The sequence below is a fragment of the Streptomyces sp. NBC_00076 genome (assembly GCF_045041235.1).
Classification (GTDB): Bacteria; Actinomycetota; Actinomycetes; order Streptomycetales; family Streptomycetaceae; genus Streptomyces.
In genome coordinates this window covers 8,305,268-8,330,388 of sequence record NZ_CP108242.1, presented here as the reverse complement: position 1 = coordinate 8,330,388, position 25,121 = coordinate 8,305,268, and the positions used below count along the sequence as shown (strand labels likewise).

19 protein-coding genes are annotated in these 25,121 nt (G+C 71.0%); 10 read left to right on the top strand and 9 right to left on the bottom strand.

The annotated features are described in order from the left end of the window. Positions 1-73: 73 nt before the first annotated feature. From OHA64_RS37365 to OHA64_RS37355, 3 genes are all read right to left on the bottom strand, one after another. Complete coding sequence (locus OHA64_RS37365) at positions 74-556, bottom strand: ATP-binding protein (RefSeq protein WP_405620903.1); 483 nt, start codon at positions 554-556, stop codon at positions 74-76. Between the two features lie 642 nt (positions 557-1,198). After that, positions 1,199-1,678 carry a hypothetical protein gene (locus tag OHA64_RS37360; RefSeq protein ID WP_405620901.1) on the bottom strand — a complete coding sequence of 160 codons (480 nt, stop codon included), beginning with the start codon at positions 1,676-1,678 and terminating at the stop codon, positions 1,199-1,201. Between the two features lie 159 nt (positions 1,679-1,837). Beyond that, entirely contained in the window at positions 1,838-2,455 is a 618-nt protein-coding gene (locus tag OHA64_RS37355; RefSeq protein WP_405620899.1) for a hypothetical protein, read from the bottom strand. Between the two features lie 174 nt (positions 2,456-2,629). On the opposite strand from OHA64_RS37355, the gene OHA64_RS37350 reads away from it, so the two are divergent. Next, positions 2,630-4,258, top strand: a complete 1,629-nt coding sequence (locus OHA64_RS37350) for a helix-turn-helix domain-containing protein (RefSeq protein ID WP_405620897.1) — start codon at positions 2,630-2,632, stop codon at positions 4,256-4,258. 33 nt (positions 4,259-4,291) lie between these two features. Here OHA64_RS37350 and OHA64_RS37345 read toward each other — a convergent pair whose 3' ends face one another. Continuing rightward, positions 4,292-5,356: a protein phosphatase 2C domain-containing protein gene (locus OHA64_RS37345; RefSeq protein ID WP_405620895.1), complete on the bottom strand. Its 1,065-nt coding sequence runs from the start codon at positions 5,354-5,356 to the stop codon at positions 4,292-4,294. 1,578 nt (positions 5,357-6,934) lie between these two features. On the opposite strand from OHA64_RS37345, the gene OHA64_RS37340 reads away from it, so the two are divergent. Beyond that, the gene (locus OHA64_RS37340; protein WP_405620893.1) at positions 6,935-7,417 is read left to right on the top strand and encodes a DUF456 domain-containing protein; all 483 of its coding nucleotides are present in this window, start codon (positions 6,935-6,937) and stop codon (positions 7,415-7,417) included. Between the two features lie 112 nt (positions 7,418-7,529). Here OHA64_RS37340 and OHA64_RS37335 read toward each other — a convergent pair whose 3' ends face one another. From OHA64_RS37335 to OHA64_RS37315, 5 genes are all read right to left on the bottom strand, one after another. Beyond that, positions 7,530-8,018: a methylated-DNA--[protein]-cysteine S-methyltransferase gene (locus OHA64_RS37335; RefSeq protein ID WP_405620891.1), complete on the bottom strand. Its 489-nt coding sequence runs from the start codon at positions 8,016-8,018 to the stop codon at positions 7,530-7,532. Next, positions 8,015-9,418, bottom strand: a complete 1,404-nt coding sequence (locus tag OHA64_RS37330) for a DNA-3-methyladenine glycosylase 2 family protein (protein WP_405624272.1) — start codon at positions 9,416-9,418, stop codon at positions 8,015-8,017. The genes OHA64_RS37335 and OHA64_RS37330 overlap by 4 nt, the downstream gene beginning before the upstream one ends. Before the next feature lie 180 nt (positions 9,419-9,598). Continuing rightward, complete coding sequence (rsgA, locus tag OHA64_RS37325; RefSeq protein WP_405620889.1) at positions 9,599-10,699, bottom strand: ribosome small subunit-dependent GTPase A; 1,101 nt, start codon at positions 10,697-10,699, stop codon at positions 9,599-9,601. A 277-nt stretch (positions 10,700-10,976) separates the two neighbouring features. Next, positions 10,977-12,455 (bottom strand): cellulose binding domain-containing protein, encoded by a 1,479-nt coding sequence (locus tag OHA64_RS37320; RefSeq protein WP_405620887.1) that lies wholly within the window; start codon positions 12,453-12,455, stop codon positions 10,977-10,979. Between the two features lie 359 nt (positions 12,456-12,814). Continuing rightward, a complete protein-coding gene (locus OHA64_RS37315; protein ID WP_405620885.1) occupies positions 12,815-14,134 on the bottom strand; it encodes a radical SAM protein in 1,320 nt (439 codons plus the stop codon). 225 nt (positions 14,135-14,359) lie between these two features. Between OHA64_RS37315 and OHA64_RS37310 the strand changes: the two genes are divergently transcribed. The 8 genes from OHA64_RS37310 (at position 14,360) to OHA64_RS37275 (ending at position 25,116) form a co-directional block, all read left to right on the top strand. Beyond that, complete coding sequence (locus OHA64_RS37310; RefSeq protein WP_405620883.1) at positions 14,360-15,604, top strand: D-arabinono-1,4-lactone oxidase; 1,245 nt, start codon at positions 14,360-14,362, stop codon at positions 15,602-15,604. Between the two features lie 115 nt (positions 15,605-15,719). After that, the gene (locus OHA64_RS37305; RefSeq protein WP_405620881.1) at positions 15,720-16,964 is read left to right on the top strand and encodes an ROK family transcriptional regulator; all 1,245 of its coding nucleotides are present in this window, start codon (positions 15,720-15,722) and stop codon (positions 16,962-16,964) included. Between the two features lie 193 nt (positions 16,965-17,157). After that, on the top strand, positions 17,158-18,423 hold the full coding sequence (locus OHA64_RS37300; protein WP_405620879.1) for an ABC transporter substrate-binding protein: 1,266 nt from the start codon (positions 17,158-17,160) through the stop codon (positions 18,421-18,423). Between the two features lie 20 nt (positions 18,424-18,443). Next, on the top strand, positions 18,444-19,409 hold the full coding sequence (locus tag OHA64_RS37295; protein WP_405620877.1) for a carbohydrate ABC transporter permease: 966 nt from the start codon (positions 18,444-18,446) through the stop codon (positions 19,407-19,409). A 5-nt stretch (positions 19,410-19,414) separates the two neighbouring features. Beyond that, positions 19,415-20,299, top strand: a complete 885-nt coding sequence (locus OHA64_RS37290) for a carbohydrate ABC transporter permease (protein ID WP_405620875.1) — start codon at positions 19,415-19,417, stop codon at positions 20,297-20,299. A gap of 12 nt (positions 20,300-20,311) precedes the next feature. Then, positions 20,312-23,185: a glycoside hydrolase family 2 TIM barrel-domain containing protein gene (locus tag OHA64_RS37285; protein ID WP_405620873.1), complete on the top strand. Its 2,874-nt coding sequence runs from the start codon at positions 20,312-20,314 to the stop codon at positions 23,183-23,185. 132 nt (positions 23,186-23,317) lie between these two features. Beyond that, positions 23,318-24,313, top strand: a complete 996-nt coding sequence (locus tag OHA64_RS37280; RefSeq protein ID WP_405620871.1) for an ATP-binding cassette domain-containing protein — start codon at positions 23,318-23,320, stop codon at positions 24,311-24,313. Further along, positions 24,313-25,116: an ABC transporter permease gene (locus tag OHA64_RS37275; protein ID WP_405620869.1), complete on the top strand. Its 804-nt coding sequence runs from the start codon at positions 24,313-24,315 to the stop codon at positions 25,114-25,116. Before OHA64_RS37280 ends, OHA64_RS37275 begins: the two co-directional genes overlap by 1 nt. Positions 25,117-25,121 lie beyond the last annotated feature (5 nt).

The window sequence follows — 25,121 nt, the reverse complement described above, 5'->3', positions numbered from 1 at the left end:
CTGTGTGGTCGGTGCTGTGTGGTCGGTGTGGTGCGGGGTGGTGCGGTGCGGGGTGGTGCGGTGCGGGGTGGTTTCACGCGATGCCCGCGTCCAGTTCGAACCACACCGCCTTTCCCACCCCGTGCACCCGCACGCCCCACGCGTCAGCGAGGGACTGCACCAGGACGAGACCCCGGCCGTGCGTACCGTCGTCGGCTTTCGGTGCGCACAGCCGGGGCCTGCGGGCCACGAAGTCCCGTACCTCGACCCTGAGACCACGGGGTCCGACGGTCGCCGTCAGGACCGCGTCGTGGTCGGTGTGGACGAGCGCGTTGGTGACGAGCTCACTGGTCAGCAGCTCCGCCACCTCCGCTCGCCCGGGCCGCCCCCAGTGCCGCAACAACGCGCGCAACGCCCTGCGCGTCTCGGGCACCGCCCCCAGGTCCGCCCGTCCGAGTCTGCGGTTGAGCTGCTGCGCCTGCGCCTCGTCCCGGACGCTGTCGGCTTCTTCCTCCACTGTCTCCGCCGAGAAGGCCCCTATCGCGATGGGACCGCCTCCTCGTGCCTGCCTCTTCATGACCCCCGCCCGCGTGCCGATGTCGGTTCCCCTCCTGCTCGAACACGTTCACGGGGATCCTTGCCCATTGGCCCACGGGCCAGTCATGTCGAATCCTCAACGGCCAGGTGTTCAGCCACGGTTGCGTCGCTGTCGGCAGGGCGTACGGCCCCCCGGACAGCGCCGTCCGAGCGCCGCCAAGGCGCGGGCGCGCGCCTCCCGTTCGAGGCGGTGATCGACTCGGGACACCCGGCGAAACCGCTCCCGGTCTCCGGGCCGAAACGCCTGCCGTACGGCGCCGCCGGAACGCCACTGAAGCATCAGCCTGCGCAACCGTCACCTGCCGATCGTCGCCCCGGCGTTCGGAGCGAACGGAGGCGGACCAGTGCGGCCGCTCCCGAGGGCTGCGGCCGCACCGACCGTCCCGACTCCACGCGCCCGAGGGACGGTGACCGCAGCCGACGGGCCCGTCCACCGTCTTCGGTTTGTCGGCCTCGTCTACCCGACGAAGGGGTGTGACGGTCGGTCACGGACGTCGGGTGCGGGGAGATCCGCGTGCGCGCGGCTTGCGAAACTGGCCGGAATCCAGTGGTCGCTCACCCGCGCACTCGGGGGGCTCGCAGCGGCGGTGGGGTGATACGGCCGCGGTCGGCTCAGAGACTGCTACTTGCCCGCAACACCCTTCGTACCGATGTGGAAGATCTTGTGGCCGCCGTCCATGTCGACGACGAGCCTGCTCGTCTCGCCGCCGCCCCAGGTGAGGGTGACCACGGCCTCGGTGTAGTCCGCGGTGCCGTTGTCGGTCACCTTCCACGCGAGCGGGACGTTCTGGGCACGCAGGACGCCGTTGGCGTGCTCCTTCGCCTCCCAGGCCGCCAGTTCCTTCTGGAAGCCGACGCTGAGGTAGTTCCTGCGCAGTGCGTCCGCCAGCCTGCCGCCGTCGTCCGCGTCGGTCACCGCGTCGATGTAGGCACCGTAGAAGTCGGCGATACGGGTGATGTTGTCGGAGGGCTTGCCGCTGACGGAACGCGGTGGGCCGGCGGAGGCCTGGGCCGTGGCACCGAGGCCGAGGGCCAGGGCGAGGGCTGCGGCCACGGCCGTGCGGCGGGTGGCGGTGCGGCGGGTGGTCGTGTCGCGGTTCATGTGTGTTCCCCGGTTTCGTACGTGCTGTGGTCGATGACGGTGCGGTACGGGCCGCCCTCCCGACCCCCGTGGCGAGAGGGCGGCCCTGGTCTTTTTCGGTGGTCGCGCGAGCGTGGGTGGTCGCGCGACGCGGTCAGTGGAGCTGGTTGCCGGCCGCGGTCAGCGGAGCTTGTTGACGGCGGCCGTCGTCGTCTTCTTGAAGGCCTTGACCGGCGCGTCGTCGAAGTCGCCCATCTGGCCCCAGTCCACGACCGTCACGGTCCGGCCGTCACGGCCCACGGAGATGAGGCTGATGTCGGTCGCGCCCCAGGAGGTCTCGGTGTGCAGGCCGTGGACGTGGGCGCCCTCCTCGACGGACAGCGTGCCGTAGTCCCTGCTGGTGGCCTCGACCTCGGGGTCGGCCCCCTCGATCCGCACCGGGCAGGACGTGATGTCCTTGTTCAGCGCCGAGACCAGGGACTTCGCCGAACCGGTGTCCGGCAGGACGACGGTGATCTGCCGGGCGTTCGTCTCGAGGTCGGTCCGGAAGTCGCGGTACCACACGTTCTCGTGGCCCGGCAGTGCCCGCAGACAGGTGTCCCACTCGAGGTCCTCCGGCTCACCTCCGGTGACCTTGCCGGCCGTCCAGGACGAGGTGGGGTGGGGCGGCAGGTCCGCGGCGGAGAGGAAGCCGGGCCTGCTCGTGGCGGCGGCCGCCGGTTCGGCGAGCACGGCGCCGAGCGTGAGGCCCGTGACGGCGAGTACGGTGAGCGCTCCTGCTCGGGTGCGCTGTGGCATGGGTGTCCCCCGTGAATGAGTGCATGGTGTGGGATGGCGCACCGGCGGCGGATGGTCGGTCCGGCTCTGGTCGGTGCGACACCAAGAGCATCAGCCGTCTCCGGGGCCGGCCGCAACCGTCCCCGCCCGATCGGCCACGGTGGAACCATCCCAGGCCATCTGACGTGCAGGTATATGGAGTGCCTGGGATACCTTCCTGGGCCCGACGAACGCGGGGGAACGGTGTCTGGCGGGGACGACGTAGCAGAGTTCGCGGCATTACTGAGAGAACTGAAGGACCGCACGGACCGCAGTTACGGCTCGCTGGCGCGGCGCCTGAACATGAACACCTCTACGCTGCACCGCTACTGCTCGGGTGACGCGGTACCCCTGGACTTCGCTCCCGTGGAACGGCTCGCGGCGTTCTGCGCGGCGACACCCGAGGAACGGCTCGAACTGCACCGCCGGTGGCTCCTCGCCGTGGCGGCCCGGCAGCGCCCACGAACCGCCGACGGTGCCCCGGACGGCACGGCGGACGGCGCCACTGATCCGGCGCGGCACGAGGGGACGCCGAAGACGGAGGAGCTGACGCAGGTTTCCAGGTCGGGCATCTCGGGCCCGGGTGACGACATGTCGGATCCGGTCGAGGGCCCGCCGGGCTCAGGCGACGGCTTACCTGGCCCGAGTGACGTCATGCCAGATCCGGGGGACGACACGCCTGGCTCGGGCGCATACACACCTGGCTCGGGCGACGACATGCCGGAACTGATCGAGGTCGCCGGGGGGTCCGTGGCCGCGCCCGGTGCGGGATCCGGCGTCGTCGTTCCCGGCGCGGGCTCCCGGCCTGGTGCGGCCACGCAAGGACCGTCGGCCCATCGTCCCTGGTTCCGCCGGCGTCAGGCCCTGCTCGGTGCGGCCGTGGCGACCGTGCTCCTGGCGACGCTCGGCAGCCTGGCGGCCCTGTCGACGGACCGCCCTCCGGCCGACACCGTCGGCACCGCCCCCGACCGGGCCCCTACGACGGACACGGACAAGTCCCACCGCCCCACGCACCCCACCCGCGGCCCCTCCCCCAGCGCCTCGCCGGGCGGCTCCTCGACGTCGTCGCCCTCTCGCTCGCCCTCAGCCGAGGCGCGGGCTTCCACGGCCCCCGGGAAGAAGGACGGCCCGTCGGCGGCCGCACAGGGCGACGCCCCCGCGTCCGCCGTCCAGCCTCCCGTCTGGACGGCCGACTCCCAGGTCTGGAACCTGGGCTGCGGCCACGACTACGTGATCGACAAGACGCCCCAGCAGGTCCCGCCGCCCCCGGTTCAGCAGGACGCGGGCACCTGGGCGGCGACCCAGGACGCGGTGCACGGCCACGAGACGATCGTGCGGATCTCGGTGCAGGGCCGGTCGTCCACGGCCGTGGTCCTGGACGCGCTGCGGGTCCGCGTCGTCGGCCGTGCCGCGCCCGCCTCCGGCAACGCCTTCGCCATGGACCAGGGCTGCGGCGGCGAGCTCACGCCCAGGACCTTCGCGGTGAACCTGGACGCCGACCGGCCCGTCGTCCGCTCGCTCCCCGGCGCCGACAGCGAACACACCATCCCCGCGGTGCAGTTCCCCTACCGGGTCTCCGCCGAGGACCCGGAGGTGCTGCTGGTCAGCGCGCAGACGGATACCTGCGACTGCCAGTGGTACCTGGAGCTCGACTGGTCCTCCCAGGGCCGCTCCGGCACGATCCGCATCGACGACCACGGCCGCCAGTTCCGCACCAGCGGCATCAAGGGCCTGTCGCGGTACATGTACGACACCTCCGGACGTCGTTGGACGCCCTATGCCTGACGACGTCTCACCTGGGGGGCGTGACCCGGACCGTCACGCCTCCCAGACAGCGGCAGCCGTGCGGTCGTCCGCGTAGCCCTTGACCCGGACCTGGGCGTCGGCCAGGAACGCGGCGAGGCCGGGCGGGGTGGGATCGGACCATCGGCCGGTGAGGTACCGGCCCAGCTCCGGCTCGCCGCGCAACGGCTCGGCCAGGCCCCCGGTGCACATCAGCAGCGTGTCACCCGGGCGGGCGATCGAGGCGCGGAAACGGAAGGGCTCGCGGGGCGGTTCCAGGGCCGGCTCGTAGGGGCTCGGGGGTGTCGGGATGCCCAGGTCCATGGTGAGGCGGTCGCCCTCGGGAGTCTCGGCGGGCAGTGAGCCGAAGCCGACGACCGGTTCGCCGGTGACGTCGAGGACACGCGGCTCGATGTCCTGCCAATCGCCGTCGCGCAGCCGGAACAGTCCGCCGTCTCCGACGCCGAAGAAGACACGGGTGCGGCAGTCGGGGTCGGCGGGGAGGAGGAGGCAGCGCAGGGTGGCGGCGTACTCCTCGGGGTCGATGCCCTGTTCGGCGGCGTCGGCGCGGAGTTTGCCGAGGCTGCGGTCGGTGAGGCGGTGCAAGCCGGACTTCAGGTCGCCACGCCGGCCCGCCCTGATGTCCTCGGCGAGCCTGGCGTGACTGCGGCCCACGGCCCGGCCGATCCAGTGGCAGGCCTCGGCGGCCGCGCGGTGGGCACCGGGGGTGGCGCGGGCGCCGGTCGCCATCGCGACGAGGACCAGTGCGTGGTCGCCCGTACCGAAACGGGCGGTGAGGAGGGAGTCGCGTCGTGGCTCGCCACGGAACCGCGCGGAGTCACCGCGCACCGAGGCAGCACGCAGTGTGCAGGCCCCGTACCGGGCTCCGTCCAGCACGGTGTCCGCGACGAGGTCGTCGAGATCGTCCGGGTCGGCCGGGGGCAGCGCGGTGGGCTCGGCCTCGTAGGTGGGCGGCCCGGAGCCGACGTGCCCGACGGGCTCGGGCGGGACGAGGGGGACGTCGAGGCGGCTTCCCTGCGGGGCGGAAGCATCGTCCGGGCCCGGTGCCTGACCGGGCTCCCCCCGGCTGGGCGCTCGCATGTCGTCCTGCAGCGAACCGACTCCGGTGTTCGTCGCGGCGGCCGGAGGGCCACCGGCGGCGAAGGGCGGGGCGTCGGCGGCGAGAGTGACGTCCGCGGCATCTGGCTCCGGGCCGGCCGGAGTGGCGTACCGGGCATCGGCGGAGGCCGGAGTGGCGGACCGGGCATCGGTGGGCGCCGGGGCGCCCGGCGGTCCCCAGGGAAGACCACGGGACGGAGCGTCGGCGCCGGATGAGACCTCCGCGACATCTCGCTCCGGACCCGCCGGGGCAGCGGACCGGGCATCAACGGGGGCCGCAGTGGCGGACCGGACATCCGCGGCGGCCGGGGCGCCCGGCGGTCCCCAGGGAAGACCACGGGACGGAGCGTCGGCGGGAGGAGGGGTGGCACGGACGGGGGCCTCACCGGCGCGGGCGGCGACGCCCGGGGACTCCCGGGGCCGAGGCTGCGGCGCAGGGCCGGCGGGGGGTGGAGCCTTCGGGATGTCGGTCGCGGGAAGGTCCTGGTCGGGGCCGGTGTCGAGGCCGGTGCCCCTGTCGGTGTCGGTCGCTTCGGCTGGAGCGGGGCCGGTGGCTCCCCGGGTGGGCGGGGCCGTCGGGAGCGGGGGTGCGAAGGGGGGCGGGGGCGGAGGGGGTCCCGTGGGAAGCGGGGGTGAGTCCGGAGGGATCCGCGAGGGCGGAGGCGCGACGTCAGGGGGGATCCGCGAGGGCGGAGGTGCGACGTCAGGGGTCCGCGAGCCCGGCGGTGTGCTCCCGGGGATCCGCGAGATCGGGTCTCCGTCCGGAGGAACCCGTGTGCCCGGGTCTCCGTCCGGAGGAACCCGTGTGCCCGGGGCTGCGTCCACGGGGACTCGCGAGGGCGGGGCGGTCGTGGTCGGGGGCTCCGGGGAGGTTCGTGGGCCCGTCGCCGGGTCACTCGTCGCCCCGGGTTCCCGTTCCGTGAAGCCCGGTGGCTTGGGGCCGGGCGGGAAGGTCGCGGGCCCTCGGGGCCGGTCGGGCGGCGGCTCCCAGGAGGCACGCTGCGACGCGAACGGCGTGGAACGCGGGTCCTGCCCCGCATGCGCGGCAGGCACGGTGTCCACGACATCCGGCGCAGCCCCCGGCCCTCCGCCTTCCGGCGACCCTCCCCCACTGGACCGCGGCGCCGGGATCACGCCTTCCGTCTCCCCGCGGGCTCCGGACCGTCCTTCCACCGCGTCCGCCGCCGAGGCGAAGCGTTCGTCGAGGGAGTCCGGTGTGGGCGCGGGGCCCGTGTCGTCGGTGGAGTCGTCGTACAGCTGACCCCACCAGTCGTCCTCGTGACCGGTGGGCTGTCCCCCCTGCTGGCTCATGCCGCCAATTGTCCACCGCACCGGCCGTATGAAAACGGGGCATCCGGAAATTCCGGCGCGGCAACCCACCTCGAACGGCGAATCGAGCAACCCGTCGAGTGGTCGTACGACACAGGCCGCCGAGCGGTCCCACCCGACCCGGGAGAACCGCCCGGATCCCGTCCCGTCGGCCGATGAGAGGTCGTGGTGAGGCGCCTCGCCGCACCCCGGTGATCTGCGCCTTCGCCCGTCCTCCGGCACCCTGGACAGATGGGAGTGGTGGACCTCCTGCTGGTCGGTCTGGTCATCCTCCTCGGCGTGGGCTGCGTGCTGGTGCCCGGGGTGCCGGGGTCGTGGCTGGTGTGGGCCGCGATCATGTGGTGGGCCCTGAAGGATCCGCAGCCGCTCGCCTGGGCTGTCCTCGTGGGTGCCACGGTCGCCCTGTTCCTGTCCCAGGTGGTGCGCTGGTCACTGCCGCCACGACAGCTGCGCGCGAGCGGCGCCACCCCGCGCATGGCCGTGTACGCCGGCGTCGGGGCGTTCGTCGGCTTCTTCCTGGTCCCCGTGCTCGGTGCGATCCCCGGCTTCATGGGCGGCATCTACCTCAGTGAACGGCTCCGGCTCGGCCGGCACCGCGAGGCGAGGGCCGCCCTGCGCACGGCGATGCGCTCGGGCGGCTCCAGCGTCCTCGCGGAGCTGTTCACCTGCCTGTTGATCATGGGAGCGTGGCTGGGAGCGGTGTTCTGGGGCTGAGCGGCGCCCCTTGAAAGGAACCATCTCGGGACGCCTTCTCAGAACGCCTTCCCGGGGCCCCTCCCAGGACGCCTCCCCAAAACGCCTCCCCAGGACCTTCAGACCGAGGCCCTCAGAGGACGCCCTCGAGGGTGAGCAGGCTCGTCTTGCGCTCCAGGCCGCCCGCGTACCCCGTGAGGGAACCGCCGGCCCCGATCACCCGATGGCAGGGCCGCAGGATCAGCAGCGGGTTGGCGCCGATCGCGCCGCCGACGGCCCGTACGGCGGCCCGGGGCGCACCGATCCGCGCCGCGATCTCGCCGTACGTGGTGGTGGCCCCGTACGGCACGGTGTCGACGGCGGCCCAGACCCGCTCCCGGAACTCGCTGCCCGGCGAACTCACCTCCAGGTCGAACTCCTTGAGCTCCCCGGCGAAGTAGGCGGCGAGCTGTTCCTCGGCGGCCCGGAAGTGGCCGGGGTCGTGCCGCCAACCGTCCTGCACCGTACGGCCGTTCTTCTGTCCGGGCACGGACAGCGAGGACAGCGCTCCGGTCGGATCGGCGGTCAGAAGGAGCGTCCCGACCGGGCTGTCCAGGGTCGTGTAGCGCGTCTCGATGGTCATCGGTACTCCAACTCCCCTGCTGCGCGCAGGTGTTGCAGGGCGTATGAGCGCCAGGGGCGCCAGCTGTCGGGGACGTCGGGCCCTGGCGGCGCGACGTCGGGATCGCCGAGGGCACGGGTGCGGATCGCGGCGACGGCACAGGCGTCCAGACCGGGCAGGGCGAGCAGTGCGGCCTGTGCGTCGTCCCGGTCGACGCCCGGGTCCAGTCGTACGACTCCGTCCGCGAGGGCCGTGGCCAGCGCGCCCGACGGTCCGGTCGGCTCGGCCTCGGCGAGGACGGCCGGTTCGGGAAACACATGGGTGAGCGAGCCGCAGGGAGCGTCGAGCGCCTTCCCGTACCGGCGGACCAGCTCCGCGGCCTCGGCCCGCCCCACCACCGCCCGCACCGCGAACTCCTCCGGATCGGCGACTCCCGGCGAACGCAGCCCCGGCCGGGCGGCGACCAGCGGGGCGAGCCGTTCGTCGGCACCGAGCCGCTCGTCCACGGCGTACGGATCGGCGTCGAGGTCGAACAGTCGTCGCAGCCGCTGGACGGCGGTCGTCAGATCACGGTGGTCGGTGAGATGGAGGCGGGCGTCCAGCCAGCCGCCCGGGTGCGCGCCGGAAGCGGATCGCGCCGCGCCCGTCCGCTCGTCGACGGCGACGATGCCGGTGCCGTGCGGGAGCCGCAGGGTACGCCGGTACGTCCGCCGCCCGCGCGACCCGCTCACGTCCTCGACACCCGCCACGGCCTCGGCCTCCAGCAGGTCGAACACGGCCCCGGCCTGGTACGGGCCCCGGTGGGCGAGCCGCAGGGGTATTCCGGCGGTCGGCGTGGCCGTGCGCCGGACCGTCCGGCCCGCTCGGGGCGCGGTGGTCCGCAGCTCGCTGGGGGTGGTGGCGTACACCTCCCGCATGGTGTCGTTGAACTGCCGCACACTGGCGAACCCGGACGCGAAGGCGATCTGGGTGATCGGCAGGTCGGTGGTCTGCACCAGCACGCGGGCGGTGTGCGCCCGCTGGGCGCGGGCGAGGGCGACCGGTCCGGCGCCGACCTCGGTGGTGAGCTGTCGTTGTACCTGCCGAGCGCTGTAGCCCAGCCGCGCGGCGAGTCCGGCCACGCCCTCCCGGTCGACGACACCGTCGCCGATCAGCCGCATGGCCCGGCCGACCACGTCCGCCCGCACGTTCCAGTCGGCGGAGCCGGGGACCGCGTCCGGCCGGCACCGCCGGCAGGCCCGGAAGCCCGAGCCCTGCGCGGCGGCGGCCGTCGTGAAGAACCGGACGTTGTGCCGCTTCGGCGTCACCGCCGGGCAGCTGGGCCGGCAGTAGATCCCGGTCGTCACGACGGCGAAGAAGAACTCCCCGTCGAACCGCCCGTCCCTGCTGCGCACCGCTTCGTACCTGGTGTCTTCGTCCATCACGCCATCCAGTGTCGACGACGCGAGCGGACCGGGCTAGCGGAAATCGGACGTGGACTTGTCAGCCGTCCGGCGTCAGGCGCCCGCAACCGGCCGACGTCTGCCGTCAGGGCCCCGGAAGCCGGACAGCGTCTGCCGTCCGGCCGGCCCGGGCAACCACCACGTCCCACTCCGGGTGCCCTACATCCAGCGCCCCCTCTTCGCCTCCATCGCCGCCTTCCCCTGGGCCCCCTTCCGCTTCCATTCCTTCCTGATCTCGGACCGGAGCCTCGCATCGGTCTTGGCCACGATCCGCTGGTTCTCCCGGATGAGCTTCCGGTAGCTGTCCAGTCGCCGCTCGCCCAGCTCGCCGGAGGCGATCGCGGCCAGTACGGCGCACCCCGGCTCGCCCTCGTGCGCGCAGTCATGGAACCGGCACCGCGTGGCCAGCTCCTCGATCTCGGAGAACACCTGTCCGACGCCGGTCTCGGCGTCCCACAGCCCGACGCCCCTCAGCCCCGGCGTGTCGATCAGGACACCCCCGGTGGGCAGGGCGAGCAGGTTGCGGGTGGTCGTCGTGTGACGGCCCTTGCCGTCCGCGTCCCGGGTGGCTCGGACGTCCATCACGTCCTCGCCCAGCAACGCGTTCGCGAGCGTCGACTTGCCCGCGCCGGACTGCCCGAGCAGCACGGACGTACCGCCGCCGACGACGGCGACGAGGACGTCGAGTCCGTCCCCGCCCATGGCGCTGACCGCCAGCACGGGCACACCGGGCGCGGCAGTCTCCACGTCCTCGACGAGGTGCCCGAGGGTCGCCGCGTCCGGTACGAGGTCGGCCTTGGTCAGCACGACCACCGGCTGCGCCCCGGACTCCCAGGCCAGCGCGAGGAACCGTTCGATACGGCCGAGGTCGACCTCGACGGCCAGCGACACGGCGACGATCGCGTGGTCGACGTTGGCCGCGAGGATCTGCCCCTCGGACCGCTTGGAGGAGGTGGAGCGCACGAAGGCGGTACGGCGCGGCAGATACGTCCGTACGTAGCGCGGGTTGCCTCCGGGCTCGACGGCGACCCAGTCGCCGGTGCACACGACCCGCAGGGGGTCGTGCGGGGTGACGAACGCGGTGTCCGCCCGGACGATCCCGTCGGCGGTGATCACGTCGCACTGCCCGCGGTCGACGCGGACCACCCGGCCGGGCAGCAGCCCTTCGAGCTCGTGGGGGGCGAACGCGTCCGCCCATGCCTCGTCCCAGCCGTAGGGAGCGAGCGCGGAGAAAGCCGAGAAAACTGAAGTGGAAGACAAGGGTGACCCTTCACAGGGGGCGGCCCCGGCACACGCCTGTACTGGCGCGGAGTTGAGGAATCGTCAGCCGGTGGCCACGGAGGTGGACTTGATGAACTCCTGGATGCGGGCAGCGCCCATCACAGTGACAGTCATCAATCGACACCTCCTCGCACGCTCGCACTCGACCACGGCGGCCGAACGGCCACCATGGGAACGCCCCCACTGTAGCCACCCCGCAGGAGAGCACGCCACGCATTTTCTCCGGGACGCCGCCCTGACCCGGCGCCCCCGAGCGCTACTTCTTCGTGCAGCTGCGCCCGTTCAGGGCGAAGTCGTACGCCGGTGAGTTCTTGCCCTGCCAGGACGCGAGGAAGCCGAAGGAGAGGGAGCCGTTCGCGGGGATCGACTTGTTGTAGTCGGCGGCGGTGGCGGTGACGCGCGAGTCGTTCTGGGCGAAGCTCGCGTCCCACATCTGGCCGACCTTCTGGCCGTCGCGGAAGGACCAGCCGACCTGCCAGGAGTCGAGGGCCTTCTCGGAGGTGACGGTGACGGTCACCTGGAAACCGTCGGGCCACTGGTTGACCAGGTCGTACGTGACGTCACAGGTCACGGCTTCGCTCGGGGTGGGGTCGCTCCCGGGGGCGGCTGACGAGGCCGTGCCCTGGGCCGTGGCGCCGGGGTTCTTCTCCTCGGAGGACTTCTTGGGCGTGGGCGTCGTGGCGGGGGCCGACGGTTTCGGGGAGCTGGTGGAGCGCGCGTCGGTGGACGGAACGGACGGGCCGGGGTCGGCCACCGGCTGACGGTCGGCGTCGTCGGACGGTGCGGCGCCGTTGTCGGTGCCGCCCGGCATCATCGACACGGCGAGCGCCAGCAGGGACACCAGGACGGCCGCGACGAGAAGGCCGTTGCGCACGACGCGGGCCTTGTGGGCGCCGGGGTTCGGGGGCGCGGCGTCGCTGTCGGCCGGGCCCGGGCGACCGGCGCCGAGGCGCACCTCGGCGGCCCGTCGGCGACGCTCGAGATAGGCGAGGCCGCCCCAGCCGATCACTCCGCCGGCCAGCGCTCCGGGCAGTCCGCCGCCGTGCAGCCGCAGACAGGCGGCGGCCTCCGCGCACTCCACGCACCGGGCGAGGTGCCGGGAGAGGTCCTTCGGGGTGTCGGCGGCGGACGACCGGGTCACCGCGTCGAGCAGCCGGGCGTAGCTGCGGCACTGCGCTTCCATCGGGGTGTCGAGGTGGGCGCGGTGGCAGCGGTCCCGGAACAGGCCTCGTACCTGGGCGAGTTCCTCGTCGACGACAGCCGGGTCCAGGCCGAGCCGACGGGCCACGACGGGCAGCGGCAACGCCTCCACCTCGGCCAGCCACAACAGGGCCGCGTCCGGTTCCTGCAGGTCGCGCAGGCCTCGCAGGGCGAGCGGGCGGCTCAGCGGGGGGCCGGTGTAGCGGGCGGCCTTGTCGGAGTTGAGCCACAGCCGCAGTTCGGGGTCCAGCATGTGGCCCTGCCCCTGGATCTCCCAGGCGGCCGCCGTGTTGCGTACGGCGGTCAGCAGCAGCGGGATCCTGGGCAGGCGGGCCGGGCGGCGGCCGGCGCTGCGGGCGGGAGCGGACTGCGCCTCGCGGGCTTCGCGCATGCCGAGAGAGAAAGCCTCTGTGGCCAGTTGGGTGGCCGCGGTGGAGCCGGACGTGCACAGGTCGGCGTAGGAGAGCACGGCATCCCAGCACTCTGAGAAAAGCGCGGCCTCGGCGGCGTCCTGGGGAGTCGGCAGGTCGGACATGGGTCTCCTGCGTTCACAAGCGAGGGCAACTCGCCATACTGGCAAAGGAGTTGGAGGAGCCTCACGGCAGGGGACGAGCTTTTCACGTCTGCTACACAACTGACAAGCTGGCTATTCAAATTCCCGCGGACCGGTGCCTCCCTGAGTTATACGCAAGGAAGGCCCAGAAGTATCGATGCCGGGGCAACGGATTCCGCGGCCCCGACAAGTGACGTACGCGTTCTTCGACTTCGCCCGCACGAGCAACACGAGCAGCAATGGCAGCACGGGCAAGAACACGGACACCCGACCGCACGGCCACCCGGAAGCGCCCGTCCCGCGCCGCGGGAACCCGCTCGACGCGGCGCGGGACGGGTTGGTCAGACCTCGACCGGCGCGTCCGCCGAGAGGCTGTCCATGAAGGAACTGACGGAGAAGACCGCACGGCCGGGACCGGGCGGGCCGTAACCGGGGGGCGAGGCCAGGCCGAAGTCGTCCATGGTGGCGCGGTAGGCCTCCAGCAGCCGGATGTGGTACTCCAGCGGCGCGCCCTGCGGGTTGGCCTTGCCGAGCGGGGTGGTCGGCTCGGGGCACCAGGTGGTGAAGCGGGGTGTGATGCCGTGCGACATGAAGAAGCGCAGGCCCTCGGTGGTGGACGCGATGGCCTCGTCGACGGTGGTGAAGCCGAAGGGCTCGGCCATCTCCACGCCGGCCACGAAGTTGGGGATCACGTTGCGGGCGCCGAAGATGTCGGCGGAGTCGAGGATGCGCTTGTGCCACTCGTCGCGGCCGACGTAGCGCTCCTTGCCCGGGCAGTACATCTTGAACAGGTACTCGTCCCACACCTCGTAGTTGGGGTGGTAGATCTGCACGCCGTAGTCCTTGAACCGCTGCACGTCGTCCTTGGGCAGCGCCTGCGCGACGACCTTGCCGATCCAGCGGCCCGGGAAGTGCTCCTCGATGGCCTTGGCGTACCGCCCGTAGAAGTCCGCCTCGTCCAGACCCTGGACCTTCGACGTGATCGCGCCACCGGTGAGCGTGTACGCGGTGGACACCTTCGCGGTGTCGTACTTGTCGATGATCTCGAGGGCCTCGAGGACTTCGTCGACGTCCTTCACGCCCGTGTACGGGCGACCCGCCGCCTTGTGCTGGCGCCAATTGTGGTTGATGTCGCAGTACTGGCACTCCTCCTTGGCACCGAAGTACTGGCAGACGCGGAACGCGGTCAGGTAGATCAGGTAGCCCCACTGAATGGTGGGGGCCACCTCCATGACCGACTTCCCGTTCGCGAGGGTGTGCCGGTAGTACTCCGGCATCGGCGGCACCCCGACGTCGGAGATGCGCTTCCCGTCCAGGTAGAGCCCGAGCACGCCGTCCTCGTCGGCCGCGACCCGGTAGGGCGATGCCGGGTTCACGCGCACGGAGACGACGGTCCGCCGCAGGTCGTACGGCCCGCCGGTCAGGATGATCTCCTCCGGCGGGCGCCGCAGCGCGGCCTCGCCGAGTTCGGGCAGGGTGCCGTGGTCGAAGGAGAAGATGAAGTACGACTTCGGCTTGACCTCGCCGTCCTCGTTGTCGCTGAGGGCCGAGGAATCGAAGGCCAACCCGCCCCGGAGCAGATCCTCCTTGAAGACGGCCTCCCGTGGCACGTGCGGGAACCTCTCCATCAGATCCTCGACCAGCGCGGTACGGCTGTCCATCCTGTGTCTCCTCCCGGATCGGACGTACGACTCCTCACGGTATGCCCTCGCTCGGACATCGCCGGTGCCGGGGCCCCTCGTGCCGGGCCATCTCCCCTTCATGGCGCCCCCGGACCGCGGGGGCGCCACCCCTGAGGGCAAGGGAAGGGCGCCCGAGGTACCTTCCACCTGCGTGCCTGCTTCTCGTCAGGCCGGATTCTCGATACTCCAGGGAGGGGCCGCGGGATGACCGAGACCGTGACCAACTGGGCCGGCAACATCACCTACACGGCCAGGGCACTGCAGCGACCGCACTCGCTCACCGCGCTGGCCGCCCTGGTGGCCGACAGCGCGAAGGTGCGGGTGCTGGGCAGCGGACACTCCTTCAACGCGATCGCCGAGCCGGGCGCCGACGGCGTCCTGCTGTCGCTGGCCGCGCTGCCGGCCGAGGTCGACGTCGACTCGTCGGCCCGTACGGTACGGGTCGGCGGCGGCGTCCGGTACGCGGAACTGGCACGGCGGGTGGACGGGCACGGGTTCGCGCTGCCGAACATGGCGTCCCTGCCGCACATCTCGGTGGCCGGGTCGGTGGCGACCGGCACCCACGGCTCGGGCGTCGGCAACGGTTCGCTCGCCTCCGCCGTGCGTGAGGTGGAGATCGTCACGGCGGACGGATCCACTGTCGTCATCGGGCGGGCGGACCAGCGCTTCGGCGGTGCGGTCACGTCCCTGGGCGCCCTCGGTGTCGTCACCGCGCTCACCCTCGACCTGGAGCCCGCCTTCGAGGTCGAGCAGCACGTGTTCACCGAACTCCCCCTCGCGGGGCTGGACTTCGAGACGGTGGCGGCCACGGCGTACAGCGTGAGCCTGTTCACCGACTGGCGAGCACCCGGCTTCCGGCAGGTGTGGCTCAAGCGGCGCACGGATCAGCCGCTGCCCGACTTCCCGTGGGCCGCGCCGGCCGTCGAGAAGATGCACCCGGTGCCGGGGATGCCGGCCGTCAACTGCACCGAGCAGTTCGGGGTGGCCGGGCCGTGGCACGAGCGGCTGCCGCACTTCCGGGCCGAGTTCACACCGAGCAGCGGTGCCGAGCTGCAGTCGGAGTACCTGCTGCCGCGCCGGTACGCCGTCGACGCGCTGGATGCGCTGGACAGTGTCCGGGACGTGGTCGCCCCGGTGCTGCAGACCTGCGAGGTGCGTACCGTCGCCGCCGACGAACAGTGGCTGAGCCCCTCGTACGGACGGGACACCGTGGCCCTGCACTTCACCTGGATCGAGGACACCGCCGAGGTGCTGCCGGTGGTGCGGCGGCTGGAGGAGGCGCTGGACGCCTTCGACGCGCGGCCGCACTGGGGGAAGGTCTTCACCGTGCCGGCGGACGTGCTGCGGTCGCGGTATCCGCGGCTCGGCGACTTCCGTGAGCTGGCGCGGACTCTTGACCCGGAGGGTAAATTCGCCAACACCTTCGTCCGGGACATTCTCGCCGACTGACTTTATAAAGCCCCTTTCCTAACCCCTTGTCGAAAGGCACAGCAGCCCATAGCCTTGCGCCGCGCCGGTGCAGATGCCGTCCCGGCCTGGCCTGGAGCGGATGGGGGCAACACCGGTGAAGCGCACATCACGTGACATCCGCACGGCGAACCGCTACGAGGTGCTGCGCCAGATCATCGCCGCGTCGCCCACCTCCCGGCAGGAACTGGCGGCCGCCACCGGCCTGAGCCTCGCGACGGTCGCCACACTCGTCGGCGAGCTGCTCGACCTCCGGATGATCACGGAGGTCGGGTTCGAGGACTCGGCGGGCGGCCGGCCCCGCGGCCTGGTCGCCGTCAACGCGTCGGGCGGCGCGCTGATCGGCGTCGACATCGCGGAGACGTATGTCCATGTCGAGCTGTTCGACCTCGGGCTGAACATCCTGGCCCGCGCCGACGAGGACGTGCGCCCCGGCGAGAGCCGCCCCGAGCAGGTGGTCGGCCATGTCGTCGCCGCCGTCGGCTCGGTGGTCGCGCAGGCCGGGATCGAGGGCGCCCGGGTGCTCGGCGTCGGGGTGAGCGTGCCGGGTCAGGTGGACCGGGCCACCGGCATCTCGGAGTACGCGCCCAACTGGGACTGGCACGACGTGCCGCTGCTCGACCTGCTCACCGAGTACATCGCCTACCCCCTCTACCTGGACAATCCGCTGCGTGCCTGCGCGGTGGCCGAGCTGTGGTTCGGGGCCGCGCGCGGGCGCGGGAACGCCGTGGTGGTGAACCTCGGGACCGGGGTGGGCGCCGGACTGGTGCTGGGCGGCGGGCTCCACCGGGGCGTGAGCAACAGCGCCGGCGAGTGGGGCCACACCACGATCGTCCTGGACGGACGCCCCTGCCGCTGCGGCAACCACGGGTGCGTGGAGACGTACGTCGGCGCGCCCGGCATCATGCTGAACCTGCAAGAGCGCAGCCCGGACAGCGCGCTGCTGCACCCGGAGGACCAGACGGCCACCGTCGCCGCGCTGGCCCGGGGGATGGCCGAGCACGACCCGGTGGCGGTCGAGGTGGTCCGCGACACCGCCCGCTACCTCGGCGCCGGCATCGCCGACCTGGTCAACGTGTTCAACCCGGAGGTGGTCGTGCTCAGCAGCTGGGTCGCGGCCGCACTCGGCGAACCCCTGGTCGCCGAGGTGCGCGAGGCCGTGGCCCGGCACGCGCTGCCGCGGCCGATGGCCGCCACCGAGATCGTCCTCTCCCCCATCCCCTCCGACCCGGCCTGCCTGGGCGCCGCGACCTTCGCGCTCGAAGGTGCGCTCCAGTCGGTGAGCCAGCGCTCCCCGAAACGCCCTGCGGCCGCGAGGAGCCGCACCGCACGGCCTTCTTGACCTGAACTCCCCACGGCGGCCCGCCACCCGTGACGTCCGGTATGCCGAACATCACGCAACGCTTCGAACAGGCTTCGTCCAACCCCTTGCCGAAGCCTTAGCCGAAGGCTAGCGTCCCGCCACCGCACCACTCTTTGAGCCATTTCACGCTGAGCGACAGAGCCGCAGCCGAACTCGAGACAAGGACGTCACCATGTCGGCATTGAGCAACAACAGCTGGGACCGCCGAACCGTTCTGCGGGCCGCCCTGGGTCTGACCGCCGCGGGCGGGCTGGCCGCGTGCGGCGGCAACAACGGCCGCGGCGGCGGATCCGGTTCGGGCGTCAATCTGACGCAGTTCTTCCACGCGTACGGCGAGGCGGGCACCGAGCAGGCCATCAAGAAGTACGCGAAGGCCTACGACAAGGCCAACGTGACCACGCAGTGGATCACCAGCTCCGACTTCGAGAGCAAGCTCTTCGCCACCCTGCTCACCAAGAGCGCGCCCGACCTCTTCGAGTTCCACCCGCAGATACAGATGGTCAAGAGCGGCCAGGTGGCGGACCTGACCGACATCATCAGCCCGGTCAAGGACGACTTCAACCCGGCCGACATCGAGTCGCACACGGTCGACGGGAAGATATACGGCGTCCGCATGATCGACGACCCGCAGTTCTTCTTCTACCGGCCGTCGCTCTTCGAGAAGGCCGGCGTCGAGGTACCGCAGACTCTCGACGAGCTGATCGAGGCCGCCGCCAAGCTCACCACGAGCAAGGTCAAGGGCCTCTACCTCGGCAACGACCTGCACGCCGTCGTCAACCCGATGATCTGGTCCGCGGGCGCCGACACACTCGACGACAAGAACCAGATCGCCTACCACACCCCCGGTGTCATCGAGGGTCTGAAGAAGATGCGCCGGCTGTTCAAGAGCGGCGACCTCCTCCTCGACGCCCCGACCGACTACTGGGACCCCTCCGCACTGAACCAGGGCCTGTGCGCCATGCAGTTCTGCGGTATGTGGGCGATGCCGCAGTTCCAGCAGACCCTCGGCGACGACATCGGCGTCTTCCCCTTCCCGAAGACGATCGACTCCGGCAAGCAGTCGGTCTACAACGGCGGCTGGTCGATGTTCGTCAACGCCAAGAGCAAGAACGTCGACGCGGCCAAGGAGTTCGTGAAGTGGCTGTGGATCGACCAGAAGAAGTACCAGGAGGAGTGGGCCACCTCCTTCGGCTTCCACATCCCGCCACGCACCTCGATCGCCCAGACCGCCACCAAGCTGAAGTCCGGGCTGCCGGCCGAGGGCGTCAAGCTCTTCAACGAGTTCGGCCACTTCGACAACATCGGCTGGACCCAGGCCATGATCACCGCACTGGAGGACGTCTTCGCCAACTCCGTCCGCAAGGACGGTGACCCGGAGGCCTCCCTCGACAAGGCCGACAAGGCGGTCAACCGCGAGCTCAAGAAGCTCTTCGGATAGACCGACGGACGGACAGCGACATGTCGACGACCACCAAACTCGACCTCGCGAGCCCCGCCCCGGCCAAGGCCACCCCGGCCAAGCCGCGGCGGGGGCTGCGAGGCAGCCCCACCTTCAACTTCTGGCTCTTCACGGGGCCGTTCCTCATCGGTCTGGCGATCTTCGTCTACGTACCGATCCTCTGGAGCATCTGGCTCAGCTTCTTCGAGGCCCGTTTCACGGTCACCCCGGAGAAGTTCATCGGCTTCGACAACTACGTGTACATGCTGACGAACGACGACTTCGTCGGCTCGCTCGGCACCTTCACCGTCTTCGCCGCGTTCATCGTGCCCACCACCTGGGCGATGTCCCTCGGCCTCGCCCTGGCGGTGAACCGGCTCAGGTTCATGCGGGCGTTCTTCCGGTCGGTGTTCTTCCTGCCGACCGCGTGCAGCTATGTCGCCGCGGCGCTGATCTGGAAGATGTCCATCTTCAGCGGGGTCCGCTTCGGTCTGATGAACACGGTCCTCGGCTGGTTCGGGGTCGAGAACATCGCCTGGCTCGCCGACCCCAATCCGCCGTGGTACTGGCTGGTCATCGTCTCCGCACGCCTGTGGCTGCAGTCCGGCTTCTACATGATCCTGTTCCTGGCCGCGCTGCAGAACATCCCGGGCGAGCTGTACGAGGCCGCCGCCCTCGACGGCGCCAAGCCCGGCTGGCAGACCTTCCGGTACATCACCCTGCCCCAGCTGCGAGCCACGTCGACGGCGGTGGTCCTGCTGCTGCTCATCGCCGCCTACCAGGCCTTCGACGAGTTCTTCAACCTGCTGCAGAAGACCACGTGGGGCCGTCCGCCACTGGTGGAGCTGTACTACAAGGCCCTCGGCGAGAACCAGGACTACGGCGCGGGCAGCGCGGGCGCGGTCATCCTGACCGTACTCATCTGCCTGGTGACCCTGTTCCAGGGCAAGCTCATGGGCTTCGGAAGGGGGGACGAGTCCAAGTGACCACCATGCCCGACATACACAAGACCACCCAGCCGTCGGCCAAGCCCCGGCGCACCAGGCGCGGTGGCGGCGTGATGGGCTCCACCGGCCTCTACATCGCCACCGGTGTCGCCGCCCTTCTCTTCCTGGTCCCGTTCTACCTGCTGATCCGCAACGCCCTCTCCACCGATCCCGAGATCACCGGAGAGAACTGGAAGTTCTTCCCCACGAACCTTCAGTGGGGCAACTTCACCGAACTGTTCAACGACCCGACGGTCCCCTTCGGGCGGTCGCTGTGGAACTCCACGGTCGTGGCCACCCTGCACACCGTCGGCGTCCTGTTCGTGTGCTCGCTCGCCGGATACGGCCTGGCCCGTATCCCGTACAAGCACGCCAACAAGGTCTTCTACGCCGTCCTGGGCACCCTGATGGTCCCGACCGCTGTGACGTTCGTCCCCAGCTTCGTCCTGGTCTCCTCTCTCGGCTGGGTGGACACTTATCGTGGTCTCATCATTCCGGCGCTGTTCAGTGGTTTCACCTGCTTTCTGTTCCGGCAGTACTTCCTGGGGTTCCCGAAGGAACTGGAGGAGGCGGCGCGTGTGGACGGGCTCGGTTACTGGGGCGCGTACTGGCGCGTCGTGGTGCCCAACTCGTTGAACTTCTTCGCGGCGATCGCCACCATCACCTTCATCAACGGCTGGAACTCCTTCCTCTGGCCGCTGGTCATCGGCCAGAGCCCGGACGCGTGGACCGTCCAGGTCGCGCTCTCCAACTACATGACCAACCAGACGGTCGTCTTCCACACGATCTTCATGGCCACAGCCATTTCCATCCTGCCCCTGCTGCTCGTCTTCCTCTTCCTCCAGCGCTGGCTGGTGCAGGGGATCGCACAGACCGGCATCAAGGGCTGAGCAAGGAGACCGATGTCTTTCCGCACCACCCCCGCTGTCGACTACGTCGAGGACGTCTCGCCGGGCAGCGGGGCCCTCCCGCCCCGCGCCTGGTACGCGTCCTCCAACGCCGCGTCGCTGTCGCTCAACGGCAGCTGGCGGCTGCGGCTGTCGGCGACGGCCGACGCCGAGGACGACTCCTTCGCCGAGGAGGGGTACGACGCCGGGGGCTGGGCGGAGGTCACGGTCCCCGGCCACTGGGTCCTGCAGGGCGACGGTGCCTTCGGGGCACCGATCTACACCAACGTCCTCTATCCCTTCCCGGTGGACCCGCCGCACGTCCCGACCGAGAACCCGACCGGCGACCATCTGCGGGTCTTCGACCTGCCGTCCGACTGGCCGGCGGACGGCGGGGTGGTGCTCCGTTTCGACGGTGTGGAGTCCTGCGCCAGGGTCTGGCTGAACGGCACGGACATCGGCGAGTTCAAGGGCTCGCGGCTGGCGCACGAGTTCGCGGTCGGCCACCTCCTCAAGCCGGGCGGGAACGTGCTCGCGGTCCGTGTCCACCAGTGGTCGGCGGGGTCGTATCTGGAGGACCAGGACCAGTGGTGGCTGCCGGGCATCTTCCGTGACGTGACACTGCTGCACCGTCCGGCGGGCGGTGTGCTCGACCACTTCGTGCACGCCTCCTACGACCACACCAGCGGCGAGGGCACCCTGCGGGTCGACTCCGACGTCGACGGCCGGGTGCTGGTGCCCGCCCTGGACATCGATGTCGCGACCGGCGAGCCGGTCACCGTCGGAGTGCTGCCGTGGACGGCGGAGACCCCGAAGCTGTACGACGGCGAGCTGGTGACGGAGGGCGAGCGGGTGCCCCTGCGCATCGGTTTCCGGACCGTCGTGCTCGAGGACGGTCTGATCAAGGTCAACGGCACGCCCGTGCTCTTCAAGGGCGTCAACCGGCACGAGTGGCACCCTCAGAGGGGCCGCGCGCTCGACCTGGAGACCATGCGCGAGGACGTGCTGCTGATGAAGCGGCACAACATCAACGCCGTCCGCACCTCGCACTACCCGCCGCACCCGGCCTTCCTCGACCTGTGCGACGAGTACGGCCTGTGGGTCATCGACGAGTGCGACCTGGAGACCCACGGGTTCGTCGAGCAGGACTGGCGCGACAATCCCGTCGACGACGACCGCTGGACCCCGGCCCTGCTGGACCGCGCGGCCCGCATGGTCGAGCGGGACAAGAACCACCCGTCCATCGTCTTCTGGTCCCTCGGCAACGAGGCCGGCACCGGCCGCGGCCTGACCGCGATGGCCGAGTGGATCCACGGCCGGGACTCCTCGCGACTCGTGCACTACGAGGGCGACTGGAGCTGCCGAGACACCGACGTGTACTCGCGGATGTACGCGTTCCACGACGAGGTCGAGAAGATCGGCCGGCGCACGGACGGCGGCACCAAGAAGCGACGCGACCTTCCCTTCATCCAGTGCGAGTACGGCCACGCCATGGGCAACGGGCCCGGCGGACTCCTGGACTACCAGCGGCTGTTCGAGAAGTACGACCGTCTGCAGGGCGGTTTCATCTGGGAGTGGATCGACCACGGCGTCCAGCACCCGGAACTCGGTTACGCCTACGGCGGCGACTTCGGCGAGGAGCTGCACGACGGCAACTTCGTCTGCGACGGCCTGCTCTTCCCGGACCGGCGGCCCTCCCCCGGCCTGGTCGAGTACAAGAAGGTCATCGAGCCCGTCCGCATCGAGGGCGACGGCACGGACGGCACCGTACGCGTGACCAACCGGCACGACTTCGCCGACCTGTCCGCGCTGGTCTTCGAGTGGTCGTACCAGGTGGACGGCGAGACGATCGAGGCCGGGACGCTGAACGTGCCCGCGCTGGCGGCGGGCGAGTCGACCGACGTGAAGCTGCCGGAGCCGCCCGCCGAGACGCGCGGCGCGGAGTCCGGGTGGACGGTACGGGCGCTGCTGGCGGGCGACACCGCGTGGGCGGCGAAGGGCCATGTGGTCGCCTGGGGCCAGGTCCCGGCGGCCGACCGCGCCGTTCCTTCCGTCACGCCCACCGCCGGGCCAGTGCCCGGCGAGCGGTTGATCACGCTCGGCCCGGCCTCCTTCGACGCCCGGACCGGTGCGCCACGCGCGATCGGCGGGGTCACGGTGGAGGGCCTCGAGCTGGACGTGTGGCGGGCGACCACCGACAACGACGACGGCACGGAGTGGCGGACCGGCATTCAGTACAGCGCCCTGTGGCGGAAGCTGGGCCTGCACCGCATGCGGCACCGGCTGGTGTCCGTGGAGCCGGGCGAGGACGCCCTGACGGTACGGACCCGGGTGGCGCCCGCCGCCGCCGAGGTCGGTCTGAGCACCGTCTACCGCTGGACCTCGGACGGCGAGCGGCTGCGGCTGACCGTGTCCGTGACCCCGGAGGGCGAATGGACGCTGCCCCTGCCCCGGCTCGGCGTCCGCCTCGGGCTGCCGGGTTCGACGGACCGGGTGCGCTGGTTCGGCGGCGGCCCCGGCGAGGCCTACCCGGACACCAGGTCGGCCTCGATGACGGGCCGTTGGGAGTCCTCGGTCGACGAGCTGCAGACGCCGTACGTGCGCCCGCAGGAGAACGGCGCCCGGGCCGACGTCCGCTGGGTGGAGCTCGGTGGCCTCAGGGTCGAGGGTGACCCGGAGTTCTGGTTCAGCGCCCGGCGGTGGACCACCGAGCAGCTGGACGCGGCCTCGCACCTCACCGACCTCGAGGCCGGCGACACGGTGTGGGTGAACCTCGACCACGGTCTGCACGGGGTGGGTTCCCAGTCCTGCGGGCCGGGCCCGCTGCCGCAGTACCACCTGCGCGCCGAACCCACGGAGTTCTCGTTCGTGTTCTCGGTGATCGGCTGAGTCCAACTCGTTGATCCATAAATCCATTGACCGATTGATCGACATTCTGCAACGGTCATGATGTGCCCCGCGGCCGGTCGGCCCTCCAAGCCGACCGGCCGCAACTCATGCTCACAGCAGAGGAGCCACAGCGTGAGCGGAAGCATCGAGGTCCGTGGCCTGTCCCGCGTCTTCCACACCAGCGTCCGCCGCCCCGGCTTCACGGGCACACTGCGGTCCCTGGTCAACCCGGAGCGGGTCGCCAAGCACGCCGTCTCCGACATCACCTTCGACGTCTCCCCCGGCGAACTGCTCGCCCTGCTCGGCCCGAACGGCGCCGGCAAGTCGACCACCATCAAGATGCTCACCGGCATCCTCACGCCCAGCTCCGGCGAGGCGAAGGTGGCTGGCCTGGTGCCCTACCGGGAGCGCGAGCGCAACGCCCGCAACATCGGCGCGGTGTTCGGGCAGCGCACGCAGCTGTGGTGGGACCTTCCGGTGCGTGAGTCGTTCGCGATCCTCAGGGACATCTACGAGGTGCCGAAGGCCGAACACGCGGCCCGTCTCAAGGAGTTCGACGACCTGCTCGACCTGTCGTCGTTCTGGGACACCCGGGTACGTCACCTCTCCCTCGGCCAGCGGGTCCGCAGTGACCTCGCCGCCGCCCTGCTGCACGACCCGCAGGTCGTCTTCCTCGACGAACCGACCATCGGCATGGACGTGGTGGTCAAGGAGCAGGTACGGGAGTTCCTGCGGCACCAGGTCGAGGAACGCGGCCGTACCGTCCTGTTGACCACGCACGACATGACCGAGGTCGAGCGGCTCGCCGAACGGGTCGTCCTGATCAACCACGGCCGGCTCGTGCTGGACGGCAGCCTCGACGAGATCCGCCGCAAGTTCGGCTCCACCTGGCAGGTGCGGGCGACCCTCGCCGACGCGCACACCGAGGTCGTACCGCTGCCGGGGATAGCGGTGCTGCGACACGAGGGGCCGCAGGTCGTGTTCGGTCCCGACGGTCCCGACGCCCCCTCCGTGCACCAGGCGCTGAAAGCGGTCATCGAGCGGTACGAGGTGACCGGCATAGCCATCGACGAGGCGGACCTCGAGGACGTGATGCGGACCGCCTACGCCCAGGCGGGGGCGGTGTGATGGCCGTACTCCACGCCTGGCGCACCGCCCGCGTCACCCCGCTCGGCGAGCTGCACACCCCGCCCCGGATGACCGCCGTGCTGCTCCGGCTGACCGTGCAGGTGGTGCTGGTGGCATCCCTGTGGCACGGCCTGTACGCGCACACCGGCACCACCGCAGGACTCGACCGCGACCAGGCGGTCACGTACGCCGTACTGGCCGTACTCGCCTCCCGGCTCAGGGAGTTGGACCAGTACGCGGGCCGGGACACCGTACTCCAGCACATGCACTTCGGCACGATCATCTACTGGTATCTGCGCCCGCTGCCGCCGCAGCGCTACTACGCCCTGCGCGCCCTCGGGGAGCAGGTGTACGGGTTCGCGTGGGCCCTGGGCGGATACGCGGTGTGCCTGGCGGCCGACGTGGTCGAGCCGCCCGGGTCGGCCGCGGTGGCGGGGGTGTTCGCGCTCAGCCTGCTGCTCGGCCAGTTGGTGCTCTATTACGTGATGCTCGTCCTGGACCAGCTGTGTTTCTGGACGGTGCGCAACAGCGCCGCGATGCTCATCCTGATCTTCGCGCAGAACCTGCTGTCCGGGGTGTACGCGCCACTGTGGTTCTTCCCGGACTGGTTCGTGACCATGAGCGCGTTCATGCCCTTCCAGGCGACGCTGAGCGTCCCGCTGTCGCTGTACATCGGCCGTATCCCGTTGTCGGACGCGGCGGGCCAGCTGGCGATCCAGGCCGCCTGGGTCGTGCTGCTCGCGCTGTTCACCCGGTTCCTGTGGCACCGCGCCGCCCGCCGTGTCATGTCCCAGGGAGGCTGAGGCGT